The organism is Mesorhizobium sp. J18 (genome assembly GCF_007829525.1).
Classification (GTDB): domain Bacteria; phylum Pseudomonadota; class Alphaproteobacteria; order Rhizobiales; family Rhizobiaceae; genus VLJP01.
Genome location: NZ_VLJP01000020.1, coordinates 9684 through 34568 on the forward strand (window position 1 = coordinate 9684; position 24885 = coordinate 34568).

32 protein-coding genes are annotated in these 24885 nt (G+C 63.0%); 10 read left to right on the plus strand and 22 right to left on the minus strand.

The window, feature by feature from the left end; genetic code table 11:
- Positions 1-3935 (minus strand): strawberry notch family protein (locus L598_RS09410; protein ID WP_144861974.1); only part of this gene is annotated, 3935 nt, incomplete at its 3' end.
- Between the two features lie 183 nt (positions 3936-4118).
- On the opposite strand from L598_RS09410, the gene L598_RS09415 reads away from it, so the two are divergent.
- The 3 genes from L598_RS09415 to L598_RS09425 are packed head-to-tail and all read left to right on the plus strand — an operon-like array spanning position 4119 to position 5696.
- Entirely contained in the window at positions 4119-4394 is a 276-nt protein-coding gene (locus L598_RS09415) for an AbrB/MazE/SpoVT family DNA-binding domain-containing protein (RefSeq protein WP_144861903.1), read from the plus strand.
- Complete coding sequence (locus L598_RS09420; RefSeq protein ID WP_144861907.1) at positions 4381-4770, plus strand: type II toxin-antitoxin system VapC family toxin; 390 nt, start codon at positions 4381-4383, stop codon at positions 4768-4770. The genes L598_RS09415 and L598_RS09420 overlap by 14 nt, the downstream gene beginning before the upstream one ends.
- Entirely contained in the window at positions 4767-5696 is a 930-nt protein-coding gene (locus L598_RS09425) for an EamA family transporter (RefSeq protein WP_186444986.1), read from the plus strand. Before L598_RS09420 ends, L598_RS09425 begins: the two co-directional genes overlap by 4 nt.
- 81 nt (positions 5697-5777) lie before the next feature.
- On the opposite strand, the gene L598_RS09430 is transcribed toward L598_RS09425, so the two are convergent.
- The 13 genes from L598_RS09430 to L598_RS09485 all read right to left on the minus strand — a co-directional run bounded on the left by L598_RS09430 (position 5778) and on the right by L598_RS09485 (position 14190).
- Positions 5778-6080: an EF-hand domain-containing protein gene (locus tag L598_RS09430; protein ID WP_186444987.1), complete on the minus strand. Its 303-nt coding sequence runs from the start codon at positions 6078-6080 to the stop codon at positions 5778-5780.
- 52 nt (positions 6081-6132) lie between these two features.
- A complete protein-coding gene (locus L598_RS09435; RefSeq protein ID WP_144861911.1) occupies positions 6133-6615 on the minus strand; it encodes a hypothetical protein in 483 nt (160 codons plus the stop codon).
- Between the two features lie 90 nt (positions 6616-6705).
- Complete coding sequence (locus L598_RS09440) at positions 6706-7008, minus strand: hypothetical protein (protein WP_144861913.1); 303 nt, start codon at positions 7006-7008, stop codon at positions 6706-6708.
- 556 nt (positions 7009-7564) lie between these two features.
- Positions 7565-8209 (minus strand): antitoxin of toxin-antitoxin stability system, encoded by a 645-nt coding sequence (locus L598_RS09445; protein ID WP_144861915.1) that lies wholly within the window; start codon positions 8207-8209, stop codon positions 7565-7567.
- Positions 8202-8618 carry a hypothetical protein gene (locus L598_RS09450; RefSeq protein WP_144861917.1) on the minus strand — a complete coding sequence of 139 codons (417 nt, stop codon included), beginning with the start codon at positions 8616-8618 and terminating at the stop codon, positions 8202-8204. The genes L598_RS09445 and L598_RS09450 overlap by 8 nt, the downstream gene beginning before the upstream one ends.
- A gap of 69 nt (positions 8619-8687) precedes the next feature.
- Positions 8688-8882: a hypothetical protein gene (locus tag L598_RS09455; protein WP_144861920.1), complete on the minus strand. Its 195-nt coding sequence runs from the start codon at positions 8880-8882 to the stop codon at positions 8688-8690.
- Positions 8883-8892: 10 nt separating this feature from the next.
- Complete coding sequence (locus L598_RS09460) at positions 8893-9294, minus strand: hypothetical protein (RefSeq protein ID WP_144861921.1); 402 nt, start codon at positions 9292-9294, stop codon at positions 8893-8895.
- Positions 9295-9357: 63 nt separating this feature from the next.
- A complete protein-coding gene (locus tag L598_RS09465; protein WP_144861923.1) occupies positions 9358-9915 on the minus strand; it encodes a hypothetical protein in 558 nt (185 codons plus the stop codon).
- A gap of 304 nt (positions 9916-10219) precedes the next feature.
- On the minus strand, positions 10220-10384 hold the full coding sequence (locus L598_RS21425) for a hypothetical protein (RefSeq protein WP_186444988.1): 165 nt from the start codon (positions 10382-10384) through the stop codon (positions 10220-10222).
- Positions 10385-10811: 427 nt separating this feature from the next.
- Positions 10812-11105 carry a hypothetical protein gene (locus L598_RS09470; RefSeq protein ID WP_144861925.1) on the minus strand — a complete coding sequence of 98 codons (294 nt, stop codon included), beginning with the start codon at positions 11103-11105 and terminating at the stop codon, positions 10812-10814.
- On the minus strand, positions 11102-11374 hold the full coding sequence (locus tag L598_RS09475; protein ID WP_144861927.1) for a DUF6117 family protein: 273 nt from the start codon (positions 11372-11374) through the stop codon (positions 11102-11104). The genes L598_RS09470 and L598_RS09475 overlap by 4 nt, the downstream gene beginning before the upstream one ends.
- A gap of 73 nt (positions 11375-11447) precedes the next feature.
- Positions 11448-11921 (minus strand): hypothetical protein, encoded by a 474-nt coding sequence (locus L598_RS09480; RefSeq protein ID WP_144861929.1) that lies wholly within the window; start codon positions 11919-11921, stop codon positions 11448-11450.
- A 97-nt stretch (positions 11922-12018) separates the two neighbouring features.
- Entirely contained in the window at positions 12019-14190 is a 2172-nt protein-coding gene (locus L598_RS09485) for a chromosome partitioning protein ParB (RefSeq protein WP_186444989.1), read from the minus strand.
- A gap of 182 nt (positions 14191-14372) precedes the next feature.
- Here L598_RS09485 and L598_RS09490 point away from each other — a divergent pair, with 182 nt between their 5' ends.
- Genes L598_RS09490 through L598_RS09500 form a run of 3 tightly spaced genes read left to right on the plus strand, consistent with a single transcriptional unit; the run spans position 14373 to position 16355 of the window.
- A complete protein-coding gene (locus L598_RS09490; RefSeq protein WP_246658698.1) occupies positions 14373-14726 on the plus strand; it encodes a PadR family transcriptional regulator in 354 nt (117 codons plus the stop codon).
- Positions 14719-15378 carry a permease prefix domain 1-containing protein gene (locus tag L598_RS09495; protein WP_144861931.1) on the plus strand — a complete coding sequence of 220 codons (660 nt, stop codon included), beginning with the start codon at positions 14719-14721 and terminating at the stop codon, positions 15376-15378. Before L598_RS09490 ends, L598_RS09495 begins: the two co-directional genes overlap by 8 nt.
- Positions 15379-15392: 14 nt before the next feature.
- Positions 15393-16355: a hypothetical protein gene (locus L598_RS09500; RefSeq protein ID WP_246658699.1), complete on the plus strand. Its 963-nt coding sequence runs from the start codon at positions 15393-15395 to the stop codon at positions 16353-16355.
- Between the two features lie 100 nt (positions 16356-16455).
- Here L598_RS09500 and L598_RS09505 read toward each other — a convergent pair whose 3' ends face one another.
- From L598_RS09505 to L598_RS09530, 6 genes are all read right to left on the minus strand, one after another.
- The gene (locus L598_RS09505; RefSeq protein ID WP_144861933.1) at positions 16456-16797 is read right to left on the minus strand and encodes a hypothetical protein; all 342 of its coding nucleotides are present in this window, start codon (positions 16795-16797) and stop codon (positions 16456-16458) included.
- A 75-nt stretch (positions 16798-16872) separates the two neighbouring features.
- Positions 16873-17274, minus strand: a complete 402-nt coding sequence (locus tag L598_RS09510) for a hypothetical protein (RefSeq protein WP_144861935.1) — start codon at positions 17272-17274, stop codon at positions 16873-16875.
- Positions 17271-18047 (minus strand): hypothetical protein, encoded by a 777-nt coding sequence (locus tag L598_RS09515; protein WP_144861937.1) that lies wholly within the window; start codon positions 18045-18047, stop codon positions 17271-17273. The genes L598_RS09510 and L598_RS09515 overlap by 4 nt, the downstream gene beginning before the upstream one ends.
- Positions 18047-18418 carry a DUF2958 domain-containing protein gene (locus L598_RS09520; RefSeq protein WP_144861939.1) on the minus strand — a complete coding sequence of 124 codons (372 nt, stop codon included), beginning with the start codon at positions 18416-18418 and terminating at the stop codon, positions 18047-18049. The genes L598_RS09515 and L598_RS09520 overlap by 1 nt, the downstream gene beginning before the upstream one ends.
- A complete protein-coding gene (locus L598_RS09525; protein WP_144861941.1) occupies positions 18415-19377 on the minus strand; it encodes a zincin-like metallopeptidase domain-containing protein in 963 nt (320 codons plus the stop codon). The genes L598_RS09520 and L598_RS09525 overlap by 4 nt, the downstream gene beginning before the upstream one ends.
- Positions 19378-19527: 150 nt before the next feature.
- Positions 19528-20013, minus strand: coding sequence for a GNAT family N-acetyltransferase (locus L598_RS09530; RefSeq protein WP_210244981.1), 486 nt, complete (start codon positions 20011-20013; stop codon positions 19528-19530).
- A 385-nt stretch (positions 20014-20398) separates the two neighbouring features.
- Here L598_RS09530 and L598_RS09535 point away from each other — a divergent pair, with 385 nt between their 5' ends.
- The 4 genes from L598_RS09535 (at position 20399) to L598_RS09550 (ending at position 23150) form a co-directional block, all read left to right on the plus strand.
- Positions 20399-20680, plus strand: a complete 282-nt coding sequence (locus L598_RS09535) for an HU family DNA-binding protein (protein WP_144861945.1) — start codon at positions 20399-20401, stop codon at positions 20678-20680.
- A gap of 13 nt (positions 20681-20693) precedes the next feature.
- Entirely contained in the window at positions 20694-21722 is a 1029-nt protein-coding gene (locus L598_RS09540; RefSeq protein WP_144861947.1) for an exodeoxyribonuclease VII large subunit, read from the plus strand.
- Between the two features lie 185 nt (positions 21723-21907).
- On the plus strand, positions 21908-22729 hold the full coding sequence (locus L598_RS09545; protein ID WP_144861949.1) for an IS5 family transposase: 822 nt from the start codon (positions 21908-21910) through the stop codon (positions 22727-22729).
- A complete protein-coding gene (locus tag L598_RS09550; RefSeq protein ID WP_246658700.1) occupies positions 22722-23150 on the plus strand; it encodes a hypothetical protein in 429 nt (142 codons plus the stop codon). The genes L598_RS09545 and L598_RS09550 overlap by 8 nt, the downstream gene beginning before the upstream one ends.
- A 197-nt stretch (positions 23151-23347) precedes the next feature.
- Here L598_RS09550 and L598_RS09555 read toward each other — a convergent pair whose 3' ends face one another.
- Together L598_RS09555 and L598_RS21430 are read right to left on the minus strand one after the other, a co-directional pair.
- Positions 23348-24706 (minus strand): site-specific integrase, encoded by a 1359-nt coding sequence (locus L598_RS09555; RefSeq protein ID WP_144861951.1) that lies wholly within the window; start codon positions 24704-24706, stop codon positions 23348-23350.
- Positions 24699-24845, minus strand: a complete 147-nt coding sequence (locus L598_RS21430) for a hypothetical protein (protein WP_186444990.1) — start codon at positions 24843-24845, stop codon at positions 24699-24701. The genes L598_RS09555 and L598_RS21430 overlap by 8 nt, the downstream gene beginning before the upstream one ends.
- Positions 24846-24885 lie beyond the last annotated feature (40 nt).

Consider the following 24885-nt stretch of genomic DNA (forward strand, 5'->3'; position numbering starts at 1 on the left):
AGCCGCTTCCAGATCGGCAGCAGCAGGCCGGTGACGATATGGATGGTCGAGTCGGAAAACTCCGGCACCTCAGCGATCTCGGCATTCCACGCTGCAGCGAAGGCGTCATGGTCGGCTTCGATCCAGTGGGTCTCGCCCATCATCTTGACCGGGACATTGTGCGCCTCCATCGGCCGAATCAGCCGAACGCGGCGTTCGACCTCGCCATCGTCGAGCATGACGCTGGTTGTCGGGATCTGGACGGCTGCGCGCCCGGATCGCTCGTTGATCAGGAGCTTCGCGCGGGGATCGCCGAGATGGTCCAGGGCGGCTGTGAGCGTCACCGGATGGTTGCGCTCGCGCTGCGTGATGGTGAGGAGCTGCGTCTGTGCGCCGGTTCCCGGATGCGTGTAGATGGTCTGGCGATGGGTGACGGTGAACCGCTCCGCCCGCAGTGTCTCCAGTCCGACATCATAGGTGCCGCTGGCGATTGCCCCTTCGATCTTCGCATTCAGCAATTGCTCGAAGGCGGTGAAGAGGATGCCCTGAAGCTCGATGGTGAGTGCCAAGAGTCGGTTGAGGAAGGTGGTGATCGGGGGCAGCTCGTCCTTGATGCCATTGGCATCCATCAGCTTCAGGCCGGTGGCGGCCTCAAAGCGGTCGAGCGAGCAGCCCTCGACCTTGCCGCGCACCAGCAGCAGATAGAGCTGGCGTAGCGCATCGCGGGCATAATGCGATTCCAGATTGTCCTCAGGACGGAACAGGCCCTGACCGCCGGTCTGGCGCTGGCCGCGCGTGATCGCGCCCAGCGTGTCGAGGCGGCGGGCGATGGTCGAGAGGAAGCGTTTCTCGGCCTTCACATCTGTCGCGATCGGCCGGAACAAGGGCGGCTGCGCCTGGTTCGTCCGGTGCGTTCGGCCGAGCCCCTGAATAGCAGCGTCCGCTTTCCAGCCGGGTTCGAGCAGATAATGGACGCGCAGCCGCGTGTTCCGGGCCGAGAGTTCGGCGTGGTAGCTGCGGCCAGTACCGCCAGCATCGGAGAAGATCAGGACGCGCTTCTGGTCGTCCATGAAGGCCTGCGTCTCGGCGAGATTGGCGGCCGCCGCACGGTTCTCGACCACGAGCCGATCGACACCGCCAGTGCTCGTCTTGCGGATGATGCGGCGCGAGCGGCCGGTGACCTCGGCGACGGTATCGGTCCCGAAATGCTGGACGATCTGGTCGAGCGCGCCTGGCACGGGTGGCAGGCTGGCAAGCTTCTCGATCAGCGCGTTGCGCCGGGCGACCGCCTCACGACTTTCGACGGGCTGGCCGTCGCGATAGACAGGACGCGATGACAGGTTACCCTCACTGTCGGTGAAGGGCTCGTAGAGCTGCACCGGAAAGCTCGTCTCCAGGTACGACAGGACGTACTCGCGAGGCGTGATATCCATGCGGACGTCGTTCCACTCCTCGGTCGGAAGCTCGGCGAGCCGTCGCTCCATCAGCGCTTCGCCGGTTGAGACGATCTGGATGACGGCGGCATGGCCTTCCTCCAGATCGCGCGTGATCGACCGGATCAGGGTCGGCGTCTTCATGCTGGTCAGCAGATGGCCGAAGAAACGCTGCTTGGCCGATTCGAAGGCTGAACGGGCTGCCGACTTCGCCTGCCTGTTCAGCGTGCCCTCGGTGCCGGTGATGTTGGCCGCCTCCATGGCCGCGTCGAGATTGTTATGGATGACCGCAAAAGCCCCGGCATAGGCGTCGTAGATGCAGGTCTGCTCGGGCGTCAGCGCGTGCTCGACCAGCTCATACTCGACGCCGTCGAACGAGAGCGAGCGGGCCGTGTAGAGACCAAGCGCACGAAGGTCGCGGGCCAGAACCTCCATGGCGGCAACACCGCCGGCCTCGATCGCCTCGACGAACTCGGCGCGCGTCGAGAACGGGAAATCCTCGCCGCCCCACAGCCCGAGCCGCTGGGCATAGGCGAGATTGTGAACCGTGGTGGCGCCGGTTGCCGAGACATAGACGACGCGTGCGTTCGGCAGCGCGTGCTGAAGCCGCAGGCCGGCACGGCCCTGCTGCGAGGCGGCGATGTCGCCGCGTTCTCCCTTGCCGCCACCGGCGTTCTGCATCGCATGCGCCTCGTCGAAAATGATCACTCCATCGAAGTCGGAGCCCAACCATTCGACGATCTGCTTGACGCGCGAAACCCTTGTCCCCCGGTCGTCGGAGCGTAGCGTGGCATAGGTTGTAAATAGGACGCCTTCCGGCAGCGAGATTTGCTTGCCCTGCGGGAAGCGTGACAGCGGCGTGACCAGCAGACGCTCCATGCCGAGCGCGGACCAGTCGCGCTGTGCATCTTCGAGCAGCTTGTCGGATTTGGAGATCCACACCGCCCTGCGGCGGCCCTGCATCCAGTTGTCGAGAATGATCGCGGCGGACTGACGGCCCTTGCCGACGCCCGTGCCATCTCCGATCATGAAGCCGCGCCGGAAGCGGACGGCCTTGTCCGCATCCTCGCGGGCAGCGGTGACGACATCGAAGGTGTCGTCGACGGTCCATGATCCGGCGAGATAGTCGGAATGTGCCTCGCCAGCATAGATGACCGTCTCAAGCTGGGCGTCCGACAGGAGTTCGTGGACATTGACCGGAAGCCGCGGCCGATAGCTTGGCTTCGGCGGCGCGACGCTGGCCATGGCCGCCGACTGCACCAGCTTGGTCGGGTGCGCCTGAGAGCCGGTAATACGGATCGCCTGAAGGCCGTATTCCTCATAGATGGCATCGGAAAGTCGGCCTGCTTCACCGGCCTGCCAGTCGATCGTCTCATAGGCGAGCGGCAGGCCCTCGGGCTCGGCCATCGGCGCGGCAGGGGCCGATCTGGCGGCACGGTTCAGATAGCCGCGCACGCTGCGGGGCGTGGAAACGGCCGCGACAGGAACCGCGACCGATGGGTCGACGGGAAGCCGCGCCGGCAGATGCTCGTCAAGCCAACCCATCAACGTGGCGACATCCGGAGCGACACCGGGCGCGACCGGGAAGACGCCTGGATCGTCGGCGGGCAGTTTGTCGATGACGGTGAGGCGCGTGTCGATGGTCGTACCGTGCTTGGCATAGACCGAGCCATCGATTGCGGCGGAAAAGACGACACGGCCGCGCTCCTGCAGACGAGCGAAGGCCGAAGACCAAGTGGGATTGTCGGGCGCGAAGCTGGCGCCGGTGATCGTCACCAGCCGTCCGCCGGGAGCAAGGCGCGCCAACGCCGAGGCGACATGGCGGAATGCGGCGTCAGCGACACGGCCGTCGACATTCGCCATCACCGAGAATGGCGGGTTCATCAGCACCACGCTCGGCACCACGGCCGGATCGAGATGATCGTCGATCTGGGCGGCGTCGAAGCGCGTGACGGAAACGGCCGGAAAGAGAGAAGAGAGAAGACCGGCGCGCATGTCTGCGAGTTCGTTGAGCATGAGGGTGCCGCCGGCGATATCGGCGAGGATGGCGAGCAGGCCGGTGCCGGCCGAAGGCTCCAGCACGCGGTCGGCCGGGGTGATGGCGGCGGCATTTGCCGCGACCAGGCCCAGTGGGATCGGGGTAGAGAATTGCTGAAAGCTCTGGGCTTCCTGGGAGCGCCGCGTGTGCGTTGGCAGCAGACCGGCGATCTTTATCAAAGCCGACAGGCGCGCCACGGGAGAACCGGCTTTACGGAAAAGCGTTTTGCCGAATTTACGTAGGAACAGGACGGTTGCGGCCTCGCAAGCCTCATAGGCCGTCTTCCAGTCCCAGGCGCCGGTCGCGTCGGAGGCGCCAAAGGCGGTTTCCATCGCGCCGCGCAGCTTAGCGGCATCGATACGCTCGCCACGTTCGAGATGAGGAAGCAGCAGGCCCGCTGCCGCGAAGACGGAATCAGACGAGCCGGAGGCAAGCGGAAGCGGCGCGGCGGACGAAGCCGCGGCGGATGGAGAAATCATGTTCATGAAGAAGACCTCGGGAGAGCAGGACGGGATCGAGCCCGCGCAGCGCTCTCTCTCGACCGCACAGGCTCAAACCCGTCCCGGCCTTCCTCTGGCTCTAGGAACGGCGTCGGAGTCCGCGCCGCTTGAACCTGAGGTCGTCAATGAGTATCTTACATTTGTCTTACATCGGGAAGGTTCGGGCCTATGGCGACCAAGGAGAAGCTCATCACCACGGTTTCCACCAAGGGACAGGTCATTCTGCCGAGCGCCATTCGCCAGCGGCGGGAATGGCAGGCGGGAACACGGCTGACCGTCGAGGAGACGGCCGAGGGCGTGCTGTTGAAGCCTGCGCCGGCCTTCGCCGAGACGCGGCCTGAAGACGTGTTTGGCGTGCTGCCTCACAAAGGCAAGCCGAAGACGCTGGAAGAGATGGATGCTGGCGTGCTCGCCGAGGCCAGGCGCCGGCATGCTCGCGGTTGATACGAACCTGATCGTTCGTTACCTGACCGGCGATCATCCGAAGCAATCCCCACGCGCCCGCACGCTGATCGACGGCGAACCCATCTTCGTTGCGATCACGGTCATCCTTGAAACGGAATGGGTGTTGCGCAGTACCTATGCCTACCGGCCGGCGGACGTCGCACGCGCATTGCGCGCGTTCGCAGGACTCCCCACGGTAACGATCGAGGATGGAGCCGTCGTCGCAACCGCGCTCGATCTTGCCGAGAAAGGCATGGACTTCGCGGACGCGCTGCATCTCGGCAAATCCACGCATTGCTCGGGCTTCGCGACCTTCGACCGGAAGTTCGTCAAGGCGGCCAGGGCGAGCGGCCACGAGAGCGTGCGGGAAGCGTGACTGCTGCCGGCGGACAGCCGAGCGGAGTGCGCTCTCATCCGTCGCCCGTTTCCGGCCCGGCTTTGGTGCTTGCCGCGGCCGTTCTATGGGGGACAGTCGGCATTGCTTCGCGGCTGCTCTACGGGATCGAGGACATCCCGCCGCTGGTCGTCGGCTTCTTCCGCCTCGCGCTGGCCGTCCCGCTACTGGGTCTCTGGTGCTGGTGGCGGCTCGGTCCGGAGACCTTCCGCTTCGACGGCAGCGACCGCCTGCGCATCGCCGGAATCGGGCTCACCATGGCGGCCTATCAGGCGTGTTATTTCCAGGCCGTCGCCGATGTCGGCGTTGCCCTGGCAACCCTCATCACCATTTGCTCGGCGCCTGTTATCGTCGGCATTCTGGCGATCGTCCTGTTGCGGGAGAAGGTGTCCCGCACGGTTGTCACCGCGCTGGGACTTGGGTTGATCGGAGCGGTTCTGCTGATTGGCACGCCGCCGGCCGAAGACGCCGACCCGGTGGGCATCCTGTGGGCGTGCGGCTCGGCGCTCGCCTATTCCGGCTTCGTACTGCTGAGCCGAAGCCTTGCCGGTCGCCACGATCCGGGCAAAATCATCGTCACCGGCTTCGGCGCGGGTGCGGTGATGCTGCTGCCGCTCGCCATTGCGGCCGGGATGACGCCGGGCGTTTGGACAGGACAGGTCTGGTCGGCGCTTCTCTATATGGGCTTGGTCCCGACGGGCTTGGCCTATGTGCTTTATTTCTGCGGGATGAAGGCGACGCAGGCAACGCCTGCCAGCATCATTGCGCTGGCCGAGCCGCTCACGGCGACGACACTCGCCTTCGTGCTGTTCGGCGAGCGGCTTGGGCCGTCCGCCATAGCCGGCGCCATCTTGCTGATTGTGACGATGGTGCTTCTAGTTCGAAGTCGGCCGCGCTCCGGCTGGTGAAGGCGGCAGTTTCGCGACCAGTTGCTCGATGCAGTCGAGCGGAACCTCCTCACAATGGCATGAATTGTGGCTGCTTGAGGATCAGTCTTCGGCGGAAGCGCTCTGACGGTCCTTGTACCACTGGAACAAGGCGGCCTTGTCTTCCTCGGGGCTGATGTAGCCATCGCCGTCGGTATCGGTCTTGTCGAAGATTTCCAGCGCACGCGGATTAGCAGCCCTGAGCTCTTCGCGGCTCAGCCTGCCATCGCCATCTGTGTCACCTGCTTCCCATTCCGCCTGCCATGCGGCTTCGTCAAAGTCCGCCGGCGGCTTCAGCGCGAGATCGTTGGCGAAGGCCGACGTGGCAAGATCTGTGAGCAACAGGCCGACGACAACAATCTTCATGGCAGTTTCTCCATTGTGGTTGCGTTCAACATAGGAGGCTATTTGGCCAATTTCAGGCGATATCTGCCGTTTTGCCGGCATGCGCGCGAAGCCGTTCGATCTCCGTCGCAGCTTGGCCTTTTACGGATTCAGGCAAGTTAGGCCCGCGTGCAAGAACGTCGGCCCGATCGAGGGCGATCAAGGCATCGTCGGTCGCACCTAGCGTGATCGACGCTTCCGCCTCCAGCAGGCGGCACCACAGCCGGGAGGCGGCATCATTCGCCGTCTCCGCCGGCCCATCACCGATGGCAGCCAGATGCTCGACTGCCGTGCGCATGGCGGTCTCATTGCCCTTCAACGCTCTGACGACGGTGGCAGCGAGGCTGATTTGCGCGCGCAGATCATCCGCGAACCTGGAGGCTGCGGCCGCATAGTGTCGCGCCGCCTCGTCTTCACGGCCCGGCAACGCGGTCAAGGCCTGCAGCTTGAGAATGCTGAATTCCGCATCCCGGCGCACCAACGGCGCTTTTCGCTCGCCAGTTTCGATGATGCCCAAGGCTGTTTCAGCCTTTCCTGCTACCAGGGCGTCCGTCGCGTTACGGACAATCAGCAGATTCGCGATCGCTTCATCGCTGACCGCAGCGCGCTAGCGTCGCCGGGCCTCCTCCACATCCCACCTCCCATTCAACACGGCCGGGAGCACATCGCGGATCTCGGTGGGATCTCCCATCCACACCACGACACTCCGCCCATCGACCAGGAATGCCGCCGGCACGCCCTGCTGGCCGCTGGCTTCCAGCCAATGACGCGTGACCCAGCCGCGGGACAATCCGGTAACGTCCGCCGGCCGGGCTTCGAGTGCGAGGATGGCCTTGGAGTTCCCCTCCATTGCGGCGGCGGCGGTCCGGTCGACGTCGCGCACCATCACCGCGACGCCATAACACGGCATATCGTGCGCAGCCCCGAGCTCGGCTACCTCGCTGACGGCCGGAAGACATCCGACGCAACCAGCGTTCCATAGAATTACCGCGCTCAGCCGATCGAACTTGACCTGTTCGACGGGCGTTTCCCGATTGAAGACTCTCGCCAGCTTCAGGCCAGGGGCCCGGTCCCCCGGGAGGAGACGGTCGATCGTTTCAATTGATTCTTTCGGGTCGCCAGTCTGAATCATCCTCACCGGCTCAATTTGCTTGCGCCAGCGGTGCTGACGGCGATCAAGCTGGCAATGGCAAGTTTCATGGTCGTCTGCTCCGTTGCTGATTCGGCAAGGTTAATGGCTGATCTGGGCATTTTCGGGCAGCACGACTAGATGCAGTACGGGCGGTCTTTCTCGATCTGCCGCCATCGATATCGTCGCAACCTTGCGGCGTCACCTGCAGGACGTCACGATCTTTCTTGACGAAGGATCGGGTGTTGAGCCGCGGGGATCGGGAAGGACGACCGCTTCAGTTCCGCAACGGCATATATGAGAAAACGCCCAGGCTGGAGGCTGGGCGTTTTTCGGATTAGCCGAAACGGCAGCCGCTTTTGGTGAAGGTGTATCCGTTGGCGGTTATTGTCTCGTCCACCGCCTCGTCGGAGCTCAGATACTCGTATTCGCGCTCAAGCTGACGGTAGAGCCAGCGGGCGAGATCGCGCAGAGCCTCGATGATAATTTCCTCGGCATCTGGGGTCATCTCCTGCCAAATAGGACTTTCCCGCTTGACCGAAATCGCCATGCAATACTCGTGGTGGTAATGGCCGCGGTGGATTGCCTCAGCGCGGAGTTGATAGAAATTGCGCCGCTGGACGGTTTGAAGGGCATCGGCGATGCCGTGCAGGGTCGTATCCTGCGGGGCATAGGACCGGATCTCGGCCGAGGCACCCTTTTGGTAGGAGTAGACACCTTCCCAGCAGGCGCCATCCCCTTGCGACCAGAAGCCCCGAAACCAGATGCAGGGCTCCTGCCTCGATCCACCGCCCATCAGGCGAATGGTGCGGGTCTTGAGCCGGACGCCGAGGATTTCCGCGATCTGCCGGAAATCTTCGTAGACGGCGTCGTACCAATCGTAGTCGAACGCACCTTCGCGATACCATGCACGGGCCTTCTCCTTCGCGGCATCGGACAATTCGTGAAGGCGATAGACGGTTGTTTCGATAGTCTTAGGCATCGGGATCGCCTCCGTCCAGAACCTCGGCGAGCCAGCCGTCGGTATAGGTCCAAGCGACTGTCTCGCCGGTCGCAAGGTCGAGCACATGCGCGCCGCCGCCAAAGGCGTTGACGCAGGGTTTCGAGCAGGTGTTGGCGTATTGAAAGCCCCAGCGGCCTGTCAGCCTGAACTCCTTGGCGCAAAGCTTGACGAACTGGATCAGGCGTTCGGGATCGCCGGTGATGTCATCACGCATCCAGAGCTGTGTGCCGCCATATTCGGGCTGGATCGACACGAGGAAGCTTTCGGACGGCGGATTTTCCGAGGCGCCTTCCTCCTGCATGCGATTGTAGAGCTCGAGCGCGCGCGCTGCGTTTTTGGGCGTGCGGACGTTGAGGAGGCAGGAGAAGTGCGTGAAATGGTCGGCCATGACAGGCTCCTGAAACGAGAAAGCCCGGCGCGAGGCCGGGCGAGGATCGGGAATTGCGGTCCGGGTGGGTCAGAGGCGACAATGCGCCACCAGCCGCTGGGCATCGGCATGGTGGCGGAGCATCTCGCGATAGAAGCGCTTGCGCGCATCCCGCCTGGCCGGATCGCGCTGGGCCGATCGAGCCAGTTTTCGGCGTGCGGCGCGGATGACCGTGCGATCGCTGTCCCACACGAAAATGTCGAGGCGCAGATAAGTGGCATACATCGGGCGCCTCCTAGACGTTGGTGCGTTCGCACAGGGCGTCGATCTGGGTGAGATCGAGGCCGGCGTGAGCACCGTCATTGGTGAGGATGCTTCTCAGCTGCGGGTCGATGTGTTCGCTGGCGAGTGCGAGTTGAAGGAGGCGAAGGCCCGCCAGCAAGGCATCGCGCTCCTGAGAGGTGACGCTGATGGACAGAAACGCCTCGACGGTCTCGCCATCTTCGAGCGGACGAACGCCGTTATGCTCGTCGATTTCATAGTCATCGAACTCTTGTACATAGCCGGTGGCGAACCAATCGCCGTCGTAGTGGACGCTCTTGGCAAGCTGCCGCGCCTGTGCGGGCGTGTCGGCGTCGACGACGGTTTCATAGTAGGCGAAGGCGTCATGGCCTTTGCTGACGACATATTTGGGCATGGAAATCTCCATAGGTCGGCGCTCTGGGCGCGACCGGTCGAATGGTTGTTCGGGAAGGTGAAATCACGCGGCCTGGGGCAGCCTGAGCAGCTCGGAGGCGATCTCGCGCCAGGCGGGATCGACCAGCCGCGCTTCAAGTCGGGAAGCCTGAAACCGGAGATCGCGGGCGGATGCGTGTTCGCCGCGGCCGCCGGCGGCGAAGGCCCTGCCGCGAAGGCGGCTGGCCTCGATGACGATCCGGGTGGCTTCGGTCTTGCTGGCGACAGGTTGCTGCCAGAGGATGATCCCGGTGCGGATTTCGCCGGCGATGACGAGGCCAAACCCGCTGTCTTGAATAACGATCAGCCGTGGCCTGAAGCGTAGCGTATTGTCCGGTGTGACCCGGATGTCACCGTGCGAGACCCGCATTGCGGCAACGGCCATGGCATCCTGCGGCGATGAGGCCTCACCGATCGGGATGCTGCGGTCGACGCAATCTGCTTCGGTGGCGCCGTCATAGCTGACCGTGCCGAGGCAGGAGACACGCAACGGGCGCTTCTGCGTGTGCTCAAGTCTGGGAAGCACCCGTTCGGCAAGAATTTTTCCGATTGGGGCGAAGGTGGTTTGATGTGCAAGGGCCATTGGGTGACGCTCCGTGACGGGCGCCGGGAGCCTCTCTCTCCGGCAACCAACCCGTCACGGCCCTCGCAACCGTCCTCTCGCTCTTCAATCCGGCGTGAGGGTCGGTTTCTTCGATCGGAGCCATTTGATCGTTCCGACGCCATTGGGCGTGACGCCGGGCGCGTTCGCCCGGGCATCGATGGCAACGTGAGCGCATGTCGCGGCAGCAAATCCGGCTGATTGGGATCGCACCCCGCGCCGGCGCGGCTGTGCCCAAGGCCCGGGCGCAGGTTGCTCCGGGCCGTTGATGTGAGGCGCATGCGCCTCACTGCCAGGGATCGATCTCAAATTCGACCATGTCTTCATCGCCGTCGAATTCGCCGGCCGGACAAGCGCCGTGGGTTCCGTCCCCGGCCTGGAACACGACGATCGAGACCATCAGGGTTTCGGCGAGGCTGGCGGCAAAGGCGGTGGCATCTGCATAGGACATTGTTCCGGCTCCTGTCTTTGGAGGCGGGGGACCATCCCCCGCGCGACAGGCGCCCGAAGTGTCTGACCGGATCTGCAATCACCCTCGGGCGTTCGGACTTGTTCCGAATCCCCGAGGGCGGCACGCTCGCGTAAGCCGACCCCTTTGGGGTTGAATGCAAAGAGGCGGATCAGACCAAGGTCAGCGAATGGAAGCGGGGTGGTGCCTTGCATCTGACAGGAGCCGGAATCTCCATATTGTAGATGCTTTGGTTTGCCGGTCCCCGCCTGACCCTGATTTCTGGAAGACCGACGTGTTCCGCTGGGATGCTGACCGTATCAGCACCGGAAGCCAAGGCGATGCTTATGGCCAGGAGGTCGATTCCTGACGATGAGAGTTTCAAGCCCATTCCCGCAGCGATCCACTCGACTCGTGCTTCTGCTGGTGGTCAGGGCCACAATCCGTCATCGATCTCGCGTGCGATCGTTACACGCGCCTTCATCATCACATTGTCGCCACTGGTGTCGACGTGATGGAAGAACCGTGCCCTCGCTCCCTTCTCGGTCCAGTCCGCATAATAGCAATAGTCTTGGGTGGTAAGCTTGAAGGCGCGCATGTCCTCCGCCCAGTGGGGCTTCGGCTCCACGACAACGGTGATGCCATCGCGGGTTTCCTCCCACGGCAGGGAGCGCTCCGAAGGAGGATAGCGCCGGTCCTCGGCGAAGATCTCGTCGACGGTCATGATGTGGCGGCTCCGTTATCGGATTTAGGAAGAAAGCCTGTAGGATCGTTAGGGTCTGGTGGCAGATAGGCGTCATATGGATTTTGGTCGGCGAGATGGCCAAACGGCGTCATCATGTAATCGCCGTCCTCAGCGCGGCCAATGGCGCATATCACATAGCGAGGCTTGCCGGTTTCAGCGTCGAGACATTCCATCAGTGCAAGATTGCCGTCGCTGGCGGCGCGCAGCAAAGTGTTGAAATTGGTGCGGGCATAGTCGGGGATAGCCATTGTTCATAGCTCCTGAAACGAAATGGCCCGACGCTCCTGCTGGAGTGCCGGGCCTGGATGGAAGTGCTCGGCGTCAGGCGGCAGCGCGGCCCTCGACGACATCGGTGCCGACCTCATCGGCGGTCACTTCTTCCAGAACCGCATTATAGCCGGCCTTTGCCAGCCAGAGCTCGGCGGCCTCGCGGCTTTCCGCGAGATGCAGGAGCTCGACATTGTCACCAACCTGTTGGAGGACGCGGACCTGACCAATCCTTGGGCGCTCGACGATCTCGAAGGAGAGATCGCTGTCGAGCGAATGCGTGCGCATGACGGTGACGAGGATCACCGCGCCCGATGAGAAATTCCCCTCATGCAGCGTGAAGCATGGGGGGCTTGAATAGGTCGGCCGCTCGCGCGCGGGTTCCTTGCGGACGAGGCGTCCGACGCCGTTTCGGCGCTCCCAGGCCGCGAGCTTCTTGGTGAACCTGGCCGGAGGCTTCGGCTGAGAGTCAGAATATTTTATCAGCGAACCGAGAGGTGCGTTCGCGTAGACATTGTGTGCTGACATGGAAATTGTCTCCTGAAACGAAAAACGGCCCGGCGAGATGCCGGGCCTTGTGGTGGACAAGTGGAATAAACGGGGCGACTAACGCCGCCCCGCAGAGTCATTCGGCAGCGACCATGTGCGCCGGTTCGTCGATCCCGTTCACGTCGCCTGCCGCCTCGTCGTCATCGGCGAGGAAGGCCGGCAGCACCTCGTTGTCGGCTTCGACATCCGTGTCGGAGGACTGCTCCGGCTCGGCGTCGAGCGAGCGCAGCGGCTCGGGCAGCCACCCGGTATCGGCCAGGAGCCGTTCGGCCTCCTTGGCCATGTCGGCCTTCTTCAGATGGTCGATGAGCTGGGCCGCACGCTCGCCCGCACCCTCCCGCACGGCTTCGAGGATGCGCGGCTTGGTCACGCGGCCGAGATAGTTCTCGACCGAGGGGCGGAATCCGGCCTCCACCATGTCGAGCCCGGTGGCACGTGCCAGCCGATCGGCTTCGGCCATGCGGCGATCGAGACCCGACTGCGAGACGCCGGTGGCGCTGTAGGGGTTGGGCCGCTCGTAGAGCGCATTGATCCCGTAGCTGACGCAGTGGGCGAGCAACGCCATGCGGCTGGCATCATCCAGGGCATCGAGCCAGTCCCAGAGGGCATCCGCATCTGACGGGATATCCGCTTTCCAGTCTTCATGCCGCTGATTGACCGACTTCGCGTAAGCGGTCTCGGCGAGATCCTTGCCCTGCTCGCGGAAGAAGACGTGGTTGACCGACGCCTGCAGGCTCGCACCAGAGGTGCTGATCCGCTGGAAGGTGTCGCGCACCAGCTTGTGCAGCAGTGCGGTGAGGGCGACGTGCGGATTGGCGCCGACTGCGTCGCGAAGCGCCAGCGTACGATGCGCGGTCAGTTCGCTCACGAGCCGCTCGGGAAGCGGCTTGATGACGTCTTCCTCTTCGTCCTCGGCATCGGTCGACTGCCCGCCGATGGTGATGACGGCGCGCTGCCCGGTGCCGGCACTGGCGATACCACCTTCGGCTTCTTCGGAAGCGCCATCCGGAGAGGTGGCGTCGGAATCGGCCGGCCCCTCATCCTCGGGCCGGACATAGCCACGATCGACCATGATCTCGCCGTCGCGGTCGATGCTGACGAAGACACCCGCCAGCGCCATCTCGGCCGGGTCGTAAATGACGGGGCGCTTTTCGAAGGCTTCGAGTTCCGCCTCGATCTCGCCGAGCCGCTGATCTACCTCGACCGGCAGCTCGTCGGCCTCGGCGTATTCGGCTTCGAGGCGCTCGTACTCTTCCCGAAGCGCTTCCCGCGCCGCACGCTCCTCGTCGGTGAGATCGACGAAGCTGCCGGTGAGCGCCCGAAGGCCGTGGTCGTAGCCATAGGGCAGATCGGTATCGACACTGATCCACTTCCAGCCTTCGGCCGCGATCTCGTCGGCAACCGACTTCAGCTTGTCGGCCACGAGCTTGTCGAGAAGCGCGATGTCTTCCAGCCAGCCCTCGTCTTCATCATCGAAGAGATAGCGCGGCAGCACCGGGCCGCCGGCTGCGATATAGGCATCGAGACCGACAAAGCGCGCCCGCTTGTCGGAGGCCGGAACCGTGGTCTCGGTGAGCATGTTGCGGATGCGCCAAGGCTCACGATAGTAGCTCTGCTGAACCGCCTCCCAGACCTGCTCCTGACGGGCATGGTCGGGATGGGCGGTGAACGCCTCCAGCATCGCCAGCGTCATGCCGTTCTCGGCATAGACCTCGAGCAGCTTCGGCGAGACCGAGGCAAGCCGCAGGCGCTGCTCGATATAGCGCGGGGTGGTGAAATAGGCTGTGGCCACCTCCTCGGTGGACGCGCCACCCTCGACCATGCGCTTGAAGGCGCGGAACTGGTCGAGCGGATGCAGCGCGAGGCGATGCACGTTCTCAGTCAGCGAGTCGTCGACAGCCGTGGTCTTCGCATCGGCCTTCTTGACGATGCAGGGGATGAGGCCGTCCTCGGGGAAGCGGCCCGCCTGTACCAGCCGGGCGATCGAGCGATAGCGGCGGCCGCCCGCCGGTGTCTCGAAATCGCCGGTCTCGTTACCGTTCTCGTCGAGGATGGCGCGGACGTTGAGGCCCTGCACCAGATCCTCGCGGCGCTCGATATCGGAGGTGAGCTCGTCGAGGCCGGCTTCGACATCGGTCTCGCGAACGTTGCTGTCCGACAGCCGGATGCGGTTGAAGGGAATATCGCGCGCCCGCGAGAAGACGATCATCGGAACGGCGGACTTCTTCTTGGCAGCTTTCCTGGCCATGGTGGTTTCTCCGCGACGGGCGCCGAGAGCCTCTCTCTCGACCCTAAACCCGTCAACGAAACCCCACACTCCTCTCACTCTCCGACCGGGATCGCGGCGGGAGAAGCCCCTCTCATATCGGCTCATCCAACAGGGGTTGCGCATACCTTTTAGTTCAAGGTATATGCCATGAACTAATAGGCATGACACGCACGATGACGCGCACAACCAATCCAAATTTCCTCAACGGCGTTCCCGAGCTGCTGGTGCTGCGGCTGCTACGCGGCCGCGAAATGTATGGCTATGAACTCGTCCAGGCGATCAGGGAGGCGACCGGAGAGGCCATCATACTTGGCGAGGGCGTGGTCTATCCCGTGCTTCACAGGCTCGAGCGCGAGGGCGCACTCGCCTCGCGGCGTCAGGCAGCGAATGGCCGCAGCCGGATCTACTACAGCCTCACCTCGAAGGGGGAGAAGCGGCTGGCCGATATTGCTGGCTCATGGGAACGCATCACCGACGCCATCCGGATTGTTTTGGAGGGACCGCGGCATGCGTGACCTGTTCGGGGCATTGGAGGAACGGCTTCTGCGTTCCGGAGTCCGGCCATCAAGCGTGCGGCGATATCTGCTGGAACTGCACGATCACGTCGAGGATGTGACCGAGGAGTTGCGTCTATCCGGGTTGCCCGAACACGATGCCCGGCGACGTGCGATCGTGCGGCTGGGCGATATTGAAGCACTGGCGCAGCCGATGGAGAAGGACCGGCGATTCCACAGTTGGGCCGGCAGGGCGCCATGGGCGGTTTATCTTCTGGCGCCGCTGGCTGGCTGTGCAGCGGTAACCGCGCTGATCATTTCGGTGCTCATATCGCAGACAGGCGCCGAGCCTGTGCCCTCATGGTTCGAACATGCCGGCATTACGGCGGAATATCTGGTCGGAGGCGGCCTGTCCGCACTGTCGGCCTGGCTGATAACGATCATTGCGTTTCGTCAGCGGAGCAACTGGATCTGGCCGGCCGCGGGTCTCGGCCTCAGCATCGTCTGGGGCGCTGTGTTTGACTTTTCGGTCGTGCTGGCGCCTTCGGCCGACACTGGTGCGCTGGAGGTTGGCTTGGCCATACTGTCCCCGATCCATGTTCTGAAGCTGGCGATCATCGCCTCCGTGCCGGCGTTGGTGATGCGGCGTTCGCAGAAATACCCCGTTTCCTGACAAAAGGCTGTTTCATGATCAATCTTCTGCGCATCGCCGCGGCGTCCTTTGCCGCCTCGATCATGGTGACCGGTGTCGTGGTTGCCGAGCCGCAACGCTTTGAACTCGAACGAGGCGACGGAAGCACCATTCACTGGTCGCTGGACATGCCGGAGAACGGAAGGCCAAAGGGGGTGATCGTTCTCGCCCAGGGTTCTGGCTGCCTGTCTACCGAGCACAATGCGAATCTGAGGCTCATACGCTCGGTTTTCCCGGTCTTTGCGGCGCTGACGGTCGAGAAGTACGGCGTCAAACCGGGTGACAATCCAACCGCCGACCATGAGGATTGTTCGGCGGAGTTTCGGCAGCATCATACGATGACCCAGCGCGTCGAGGACTACCTCGCTGTGCTTTCCCGGCTCCGTACCGAAGCATGGTGGAACGGCGGGCTGGTTCTGGCCGGCGGTTCAGAAGGTGGCGACGTGATCGCGCGTCTTTCGGCCCCTGCAGAAGCCGATGCGACGATCCTGATCTCCACCGGCGGTGGCAAGACTTTCGGGGAGATGGTGCGCCAGTCGATCATGGACGAAATGGAGCGCCACAAGGTCCCGGAAGAAAACCGGCCTCCGGTCGACCAGATCTTCGAGCAAGCGCGAGCGAACCCGACGGGCACCGAGATATGGGCCGGATCGAGCTTCCGTTTCTGGGCGGACGCGATCGACCACCGGATTGTCGATTCCATGCTCCAGGCCGACACGGATTTCCTGCTGGTCCAGGGAGGCCGGGACACGTCCACGCCAGTCGAGATGGCGCGCATCGTGGCCGATCGCTTCTCCGAAGCGGGACGCTGCAATCTGACCTATTGGGAATTTCCCGGACTCGACCACGGCATGGCCGATGCAGTCGGCACGTCCCGGATGAGCGAGGTTCTCGTATTGGCGGCCTCCTGGGCTGAGCAGCGTCTCGCTTCCGATGCGGTATCCTGCGTCAGACCGTAAGCGCTGAAGCTACCGAGGGGGTTAAGTGCAGAAGCGCATAGCCTGATCGGCGTGTTTCCGGCTCAGGCAAGCTCGGGTGTTGGACGAGAGTTGAGAGCAGCTACCAGAGCGAGAACAACGGTCGTTCCTCGTTGACCCCGTATTTATGGCGCAGCGCCTCGATTGCGGCATTCTGGCGCTCGATCTTGCGCTGAAGCCGGTCCAGGTCCGGCCCGGAGACTGAGAGCAGATCGTCGAGAATACGTCGGTACTCCGCTTCGTCGGCCCCTGTCCATCTGCTCATGCGGCGATGGTAGTAGCGGGCCTTCGGTCGACGCCTGATCGTCTCGGCCTCCGCCTTATCGCTTAGCGCCCGTTCGGCGAAGATAAGGTTGCGTCGGGTATCGGCGAGACTTGCTTCCATGCGCGCCAGAACTGCGCGCAACGCATCGCGCGTCATCATTGTGGTCTCCGTGTTTGAGGGCGGCCCGCATGGCGGACCCTGCTGCGATTGCGGTGAGAGCGGCAGCCAGCGCGGTCAGGGATCGACAGGATCGTCGCCGTCGCGGAAGCGCGATGGGATCTCGTCCTCCGGACCTTTCCAGACGACGCGGTTGCCGATCCAGATGGTGACGAAGCCGCCGCCCTTGGGTTGCGGCCTCGACGGGGCCGGCTCGAAATTGCGGCAACTGAAATTCCCTGCCGTGGCCGAGAAGGCGGGAAGCCTGGAGTTGCCGAGCAGCACGCGGTCGCAAACGCCGGTCGGACGTTTGATACGACGGCGGGAGAGACCGAGCCGGAACGCCTCGTAGTCGCGTTCCAGGCTTCCGAGCGGCGGCGTCCAATGGCGGCAGTCGCGGCAGCGGCCCGGTCGATCCCGTGCGGGATCGTCGAGGGGAGGTCCGCCATTGTGGCCCGGAGGGACAGGATGGTCGCTCATGTCTCGCTCCTGTTCGCCGTCTGGCCGGACCGCCCAACACGCCTGACCACGACCGGCCGGGTATCGGCGGCCTGGGCTATCCGCTCGATGGTGGCGAGATCCGCGTCCGAGCAGTCTCCCGTCACCTCGATCTCGACGAAATGGCCACCGCTGCCGACCTTGGAGTCGCGCAGGCGGTGGCTGGATGAGGTGTAGAAGCTCTCATGCCGTTCGATCAGGCATACGCGGGCGCGCAGGAAGAGGATGCCAGAGCCGAGATTGCCGCAGAACAGCAGTTCGTCGGCCTCCGTGGTCTTTGGTCCGCCACCGATCTTTCGGTGGCCGATCCGCCGGAAGGCGGCGTCGAAGCTCGACGGGTCCGGCGTCATCCGCGCCTTCAGTTCGGGATGGAACTTCCATGGCGGACGAAACGGATCGACGCGCCTAACGGCGATCTGGTGGAGGAGATCGGCGAAATAGGCCGGGTCTGCCGGATAGGGACAATCACGCCAAATCTCGCGGACGCGGAGCCGCAACGCTTCCGGCAGTGCGAACAGGTGGGCGCGTGCCTTGCGCCACGACGTCGCGCGCTGGCTCCTGCGATGCCGTTCGGCCTCGTCCCACCAGACGGCGCGACGTGCCATTTCCTCGTCGACGCTGTGCTGTCCAGCGGCGACCTGATCGGAGAAGAGCGGCAACGCCTCGCGTTCGAGGCGTTGCTTGCGGAGGAACGCCGCGCGTTTGCGCGACGTATCTCCATAGGCTTCGGGTCTGTGCCAGCGACGGAAACGCATCACACGCCCTCCCGCGGGGCACGGGCCGCGGCATAGACAATGCGCTCGGCTGCGCGGATGCTGCCCGCCTGGCGTGCCGCCTCGGCCCAGACCGAGATCGGGAAATCGCCGGTAAAGAGGATGTCGCGTTCGATCCCCATGCCGAAGGGCAGTTGGATCGACGACATTTCCTCGAGCGAGAAATAGCCGAGCTCGGGCTCGCCGATATCGGCAAGGCCGAAGAGCGTATCGCCATCAGCGTCGAGCTCGGTGGCGAGCCAGACACCTTCGCCGAGCGGATTGAAGAATTTCACCACCGGCACGTGGTCGCGATCGCGCTGGCGGCCGTTGGCGAGAAGCTGCTCGCGCAGTTCGTCGGTCAGGAGGATCATGCCGCCCTCCTGTCGATAACGGCTTCGCTTTCATCGGCGGACTGCTCGTCTTCCGGCAGGAAGGAGAGAATCCAGTCCGCGGCCTTGCTGGCTTGCGAAGCGGCGCGGATGATGGCGCGGGAATCCTCACGCATCGTGTCGATCCACGCGCCGATGTAATCGCTGTGCCTCACGGTGGGAACAATGCCCATCGCAGCACAGGTGTAGGCAGCCGAAATTTCGGCAACGACCTCCTCGACAAAATATCGCTTCGAGCCGAACGATCCGCCAAGATCGCGGGCGAGCCGCGAGTGATGGCCTGAGGCGTGGCCGAGCTCGTGCAAAGCCGTACGGTGCCAATTTATTGGCTCGAAGAAGGCTTGCGGCGGCGGCACCTGAACGAAATTGTTGAGGACATCAAAGTAGGCACGATCACCGCCGATGCGGAAGTCGATGCCGGTCGCCTTGATGAGCGCCTCGACTTTCGGCTCGACCAAACCGGGAGGCGTGGGCGGCGCGACAGCATGAATCTCGTCGGGCAGACCCTCGCACTGCGCCACGTTGAACACGGTGAACCGCTTCAGAAAGGGGATCGCCTGTGCTTCCCCGCCGGTCTCGCGAGCACGCTTCTTCTCGTCATCGGGAATGAAACGATCGGCGTAGACAACGGTGGTGCCGCGCTCGCCCTTCATCACATTGCCGCCGAGCGACAGGGCCTGGCGAAAGGTTAGCCAGCTCTGGGAGGGAAAGCCGTGCTGCATGACGGCCCCCCAGAGAATGAGGATGTTGATGCCGCTGTAATTGCGGGAGGTAGCGGCGTTTTTCGGCAGGCCGAGCGGCGCCTTTGCTGCCGACTTTCCCCAGGGTTGGACCCATGGTACGCGGCCTTCTTCCAGCTCGGCGATGATCTTGTTGGTGATTTCGTCGTAGAGGTTCGCCCGGTTCGAGCCGGCGCGCGTGGTGCGGTCATGTCTGGACATCGCGGTTCTCCGCGACGGGCGCCGGAAGCCCTCTCCCAGCCCTCAACCCGTCACGGCAAACCCGGTCCGCACTCTAACTCTCCGTGGCGGCATCGTATGAAGCCGCCAATCGTCGTCCTGCACGAAGCCGCCCGAAAGCGAGAACGCTTTTCAGGGCGCCAGCGCAATTCGGTAATCCAGGCTCATTTCGGTCTTGCCTGAAGGAACTGTCTGGGGCGTGGCCTCGCCAAGCTGCTCGAATCCTGCCCTGAGCAGGATCTTGGTTGAGGCAGGATTGTCTTCCACCGTACGAGCTCGTAGTGCTTTCAATCCCAAGGCACGGGCAATCTCGGCAGCAAGCGCGAGAGCATGGCTGGAGATATTTCGGCCACGGTGCTCCGGACACACCCAGTATCCAATTTCGGCGTCTTCCGTTCGGATGTCAAAGAACACCAGGCTTCCGAGGAAGGAGTCTGATGCCGCATCGGAGATTGCCAGCACCGCCAGCGAGCCATCCTTCAAGCCATCTGCAATGACACCTTCGATCAGGTCGCGCACGATCTGCGGGGTGTAATTCTCCAGGGGCAGGTGGGCGAAGCGCTTTACCAAGGGATCGTCCGTTCCGGCGGCATAGGCCTCCGCGTCCGCTCCGGTCATGAGCCTGATCGATACTACTCCGTCCGAGACCGGCAGAATTGCGTGAAAATCGTGACGCGGCGGCTGGGKGGGGGAATTGTTTGTTTGGGGCATCGGGCTTTCTTGGGCTGATTGCATCATTCTGATTCCAGCAACAGCATAGTCTAGCCGGAGAAAGCGTCCATCAAATGCAGATCGCATTCTGTGTTTGGCGCGTGCTGATCGGCGGAGCCAGGTGTGTGCAGCGCTCCAGTCTTACGAAAACCTGTGGGACGACCTTTTGCATCCGGAGATCAGCTCGCCTGACGGGTTGATCTTGCGTAGTTTCCCGAGAAACGATCCTTGTATAGAACGAATCGTCGACGGTGGGGCTCATCGACACATCAAAAGCAGAAAGGACTGACCAATGGCTGTAAATACGATCGACCTCGCGGAGCGCGTGGCTGAAGCACACGGACTGACGAAGACCCAGGCGAAATCCGTCGTCGAGGATGTGCTGAAGGGCATCGCCGACGCGGCCGCAAAGGGTGAAGAGATTTCGCTCAACGGTTTCGGCAAGTTCAAGGTGCAGAACAAGCCGGAACGCGAAGGCCGCAATCCGTCGACTGGCGAGAAGATCAAGATCGCAGCCTCGAAGAAGCTGGTCTTCCAGCCTGCCAAGGCCCTGAAGGATGTCGTGAACGGCTGAGGTTTCAGTCGATATGCGGCATGAGCCATCGCCGGCAGCGGAGCCGGCGCCGATCACCCCCGAAATGCTGGTCGACCTGCTGAAGGTGCAGGCGCCCGCGGGCGCGTTTCTCATTCAGGGGATCGCGCGTGACGTGCGGCCATGGAGCAGCGGCGACCGCGCCTATGTCTATGGACGCCTGGCGCTCGGCGCTGCCTCGGTGCGGTTTCGCACGTCGCCGGAATTTGCGCCGCGCGAAGACGAGGCTGTTACGATCAAGGGTACGCTTCGGATCGATCCGGCCACGCGCAACGGCGAGGACTGGCGCGCCACGCATCAGGTCACATTGATCGGCAATGTGGTCGGGACTTGGGAGCCACGGGCGCCGGTCGAGCCGGCGCTGCAATTGCCGTCGCGTGACGAGCGGTTGCCGCTGGACGAGTTCGTGTCGCTCAACGGTGTCGCGAGCCTCGCGGTTCTGGTCTCGGGCACGGCGCGCGCCGACATCGCTCGCACATTGTCCGATGCCGGTGTGACGGAGCGGCCGGAGTTCATCGAGGCGAATTTCGGAGATCAGGAGAAATTCCTGTCGACACTGCGTGAACTGCGAAACCGGCACGACATTGCGGGTGTCGCCATTGCCCGTGGTGGTGGCGGCGGACAGGAGTTGATCGGCGGGTCGCGCGAGATCATCAGCGAGCTGATCGGAATGGAACGGCCGTTTTATGTGGCTTTCGGCCACGCAACCGACCTGGCGCTGATCGACAAATTTGCTGACCAGTCATTTCATACGCCATCCGGTTTCGGCGCTGCGATTGCCCGCGCGATCTGGTCGGCGGCGCGGCGCCGCAGTCTGGAGCGCGAGCTCGAGGAAGGCGCGAAGAAGATCGACGAACTGGCGGCGCGCATCGGCACGATGGAAGGCAATCTCAAACGGGCAGCCTTTGTCCATCGTCGCGGTGTTTCGTTATCCTGGCCGGTCTTTGCCATCATCATCCTGATCATCGGCGGCTTGGCTTGGGCTTCCGGTTTGTGGCGCGAGCTGTCCTCTGTTTGGATGTGAGGTGGAGCCACGAGCGACCACCTGTGTCGGCGGCGCCACCCCGCCTTTCTGCTCCCGGTTCGCCAGCGGAGGACGCCGGCGGCTCTATTCTCCAGATCGGGAGTATGCGTTGCGGTTCTGATGTTCGCTAAGAACCCGTTTGATAAAGGGTTGAGCGGCAGCGGCTTGCGTGATTCAAGCTTGGGATGTGGACCCGAAAGAGCCGTAGCCGGATGGCCGAACATGAGAAGCGAGCCAAGCGTTACCCGACCGATCTGACGGATGCGGAGTGGCAGATAGTTAGCCCGTTTCTGCCTGCGCCGCCGAAGCTCGGGCGCAAGCCCACGACGGACCTACGCGAGGTGCTGAACGCCTTGAGGTATCTGGCTCGTTCAGGCGGTGGCTGGCGGATGCTGCCCAAGGACTTTCCGCCATGGCAAACGGTCTACTGGTGGTTCCGACGCTTCGTGCGCCGCCTGCTGTTTCGCACGATCCACGACGTAGCGCTGATGCTCGACCGGGAGCGCGAGGCTCGCGGGCAAAGTCCGTCTGCAGCCGTAGTTGATAGCCAATCGGTCAAGGCGCCTTCGGCCTCGTCCGGCGGCGGCTACGATGCGGGCAAGCGGATCAAGGGGCGCAAGCGCCACATCGCGGTCGACACCGATGGACGATTGCTGATGGTCAACCTAATCACGGCCGACATCTCCGACAGCGCGCGCGCGCAGGAGATCATATCTGCGATCCGCAGGCGCTGGCCATGGCTCAAGCACCTATTCGGCGATGGTGCCTACGACCGCACCAAGTTGCTCGAAGCGGCCGCGTTGCGGGACTTCACCGTCGAGATCATCCGCCGGTCTGACGATGTCTCCGGCTTCAAGGTGCTGCCCCGACGCTGGGTTGTCGAGCGTACCTTCGGCTGGATGACGCGCTGGCGAAGGCTCGTCCGCGACTATGAGAAGCGTCTCGATGTGTCGGAGGCGATGATTCATCTTGCCATGGCCAGCAACCTGCTCCGGCGCCTTGCATGAACCCGGTTCTGCTGCACATCATGCCGATATGGAAGAGCAACCTTCAGACCGCCTGATCGATCAACGCATCCGCAATCGGATCATGGAAGCGCTCGAAACCTTGGCTGACGGCGACGAAGGCGTGCGCCGCGAATGGCCAGCGGAATATTTTGAGAGTTTCTACGACTGGGTTCCTCATCGCGGGGATGGTGGAATGCGCCCAAACAGTGCGATCAGCCCGGACGAAGAAGCTTTGCTACTCCAAGTCAGCGGCATTCTCGATGATGCATGCGATGCCACGCCGGGCAACATGACCGCTGACGAACTTATCGCCACAGGCTGGCCAAAGCGCATACAGCCTTTCGCCTACAAGGCGCTCAATCTCATGCGCGCGCGAGGCCGGTTTAGCGAAGAGAACGAGGAGGACGCGCCGTCCGGGTGATCCGACCGCAACCCTGCATTCTCAAACGGACTCTAAGGCCTGTTTATCGGCTGCAAGGCAGGCTGAGCGTCGCCGCCTGCGATGACTCGGTCTGACGCAAGCGATGTTCGTCGACGGACGTGGACGCCTCCGCTAAAATCTACCGGAGGCACCCGGTTTTTGTTTGTATGCTTGGCTCACCGCGCGGGCGGTCATGATCATGCAGCGACCGGCTGAGCCTCCTCCATTGGACGGTCGTCATTACCTGCCGCCTTCTGTAGGAAGCGCGCCAGGGCCGCTTTGCGAGAGTCCCGGTCAAGCGCATAGGCGGTCTGCTTAAACTCGACTCCGTCTAGAAGCCCCTGGATGTAGCCGGCAATAGTATCGGCCGCCATGATGAGGGCAGTATCGAGCGTATGAATGTAATTGCTGGTGACGGATCCTTTCGCGTGGCCCACGAGGGCCGCGATGGTAATTTCCGTAAATCCAAGGTCGTTGGCCACACTAGCGAAGCTGTGGCGGAGGACGTGGGGTGTAATGTCCGCCAGCGGTGAGTCCGCGAAGATTTTTCGCCAGTGATTGGGGAAACTGCCGAACGCGGCGTCGCCATCCCGGCCGGGAAACACATAAGCGCCATCCGCCTCCCTACGACGGTTTTCCAGATATTCGACTACTGGTAGGCCAATCGGTCGGATAGAGCGCCCTTCCTTGCTGTCTTTCAATCGAAGACAACTGGAATCAGTATCTGCTTCCTCCCACTCCAAGGTGACCATTTCGGTTCGGCGGCATCCGGTGAGGGCGATCTGACGGATGATCTCCGCGGTCATGCGATAGGTTTCATTTTCGGCGGCGGCCTTTAGCATCTCTCCGAGGATGCGATATTCGGCCTCGCTCAGACGCCGGGCTCGGATATTGTCCTTCGGCCGCCGTACCCCATGCGCTGGATTGACGTCGATGATGCCGCCTTCCACGGCATAGGTCAGGATGCCGCCAAACAGCCCGATGGTCCGGGTGGCTGTGCCGACGCCACCCTTCACGATTGACTTGCCGCGCAGCTTCTTTGTCTTGGCAACCAGCCGCGTCTTTCCAGCCATGATGTCTTTCATGGCCTTGGTGATATCCGCTTTGGTCAAGTCCTTGACGCGACGCGTGCCGAGGAGCGGCACGATGTGTCGATTAATCCGCCCGACATCCGACACGATGGTGCCTGGCTTCTTCGGCCGTCCGCCTTTCCCAAGAATGAGGCCGGCTTGCAGGTCGGCCAGATAGAGATCGCAGAGCTCCTTGACCGAAAGTGACTTGTGATCGATCTGCTTTTCCTCGGCGGGATCCTCACCCTGGGCGACCCTGCCGAGCTGGGTTTTGGCTTCTTGGCGGGCACGTTCCGGCGTCCAGATACCATGCAAGCCGATCGTGAATCGACGCGAGCGCCCTCCCTGTCGATACTGGATCACATAGCTGCGCTTGCCTGAGGCGAAGACACGAAGCCCGAAACCGGGTAGTTCGTCATCCCATATCACGTAATCACTGGGACGGCTTTCAGCGGCGTCCACAACCCGTTTCGTCAGCTTAGCCATGGACTTCCTCCGTCACAAACCCACCATCTCGCGTAAGCACCACGTAAGCAGCAGGGCGAAAATCGTGGCGAATGGGAGGATAGGCGCGGCGGCACGAAAATTCAAATTCTTTTTTGATTTCAGTAAGATAGCGTGACATGGCGTGCTCCTTCGTATGAACGTCGGAGCTAGCAATAATC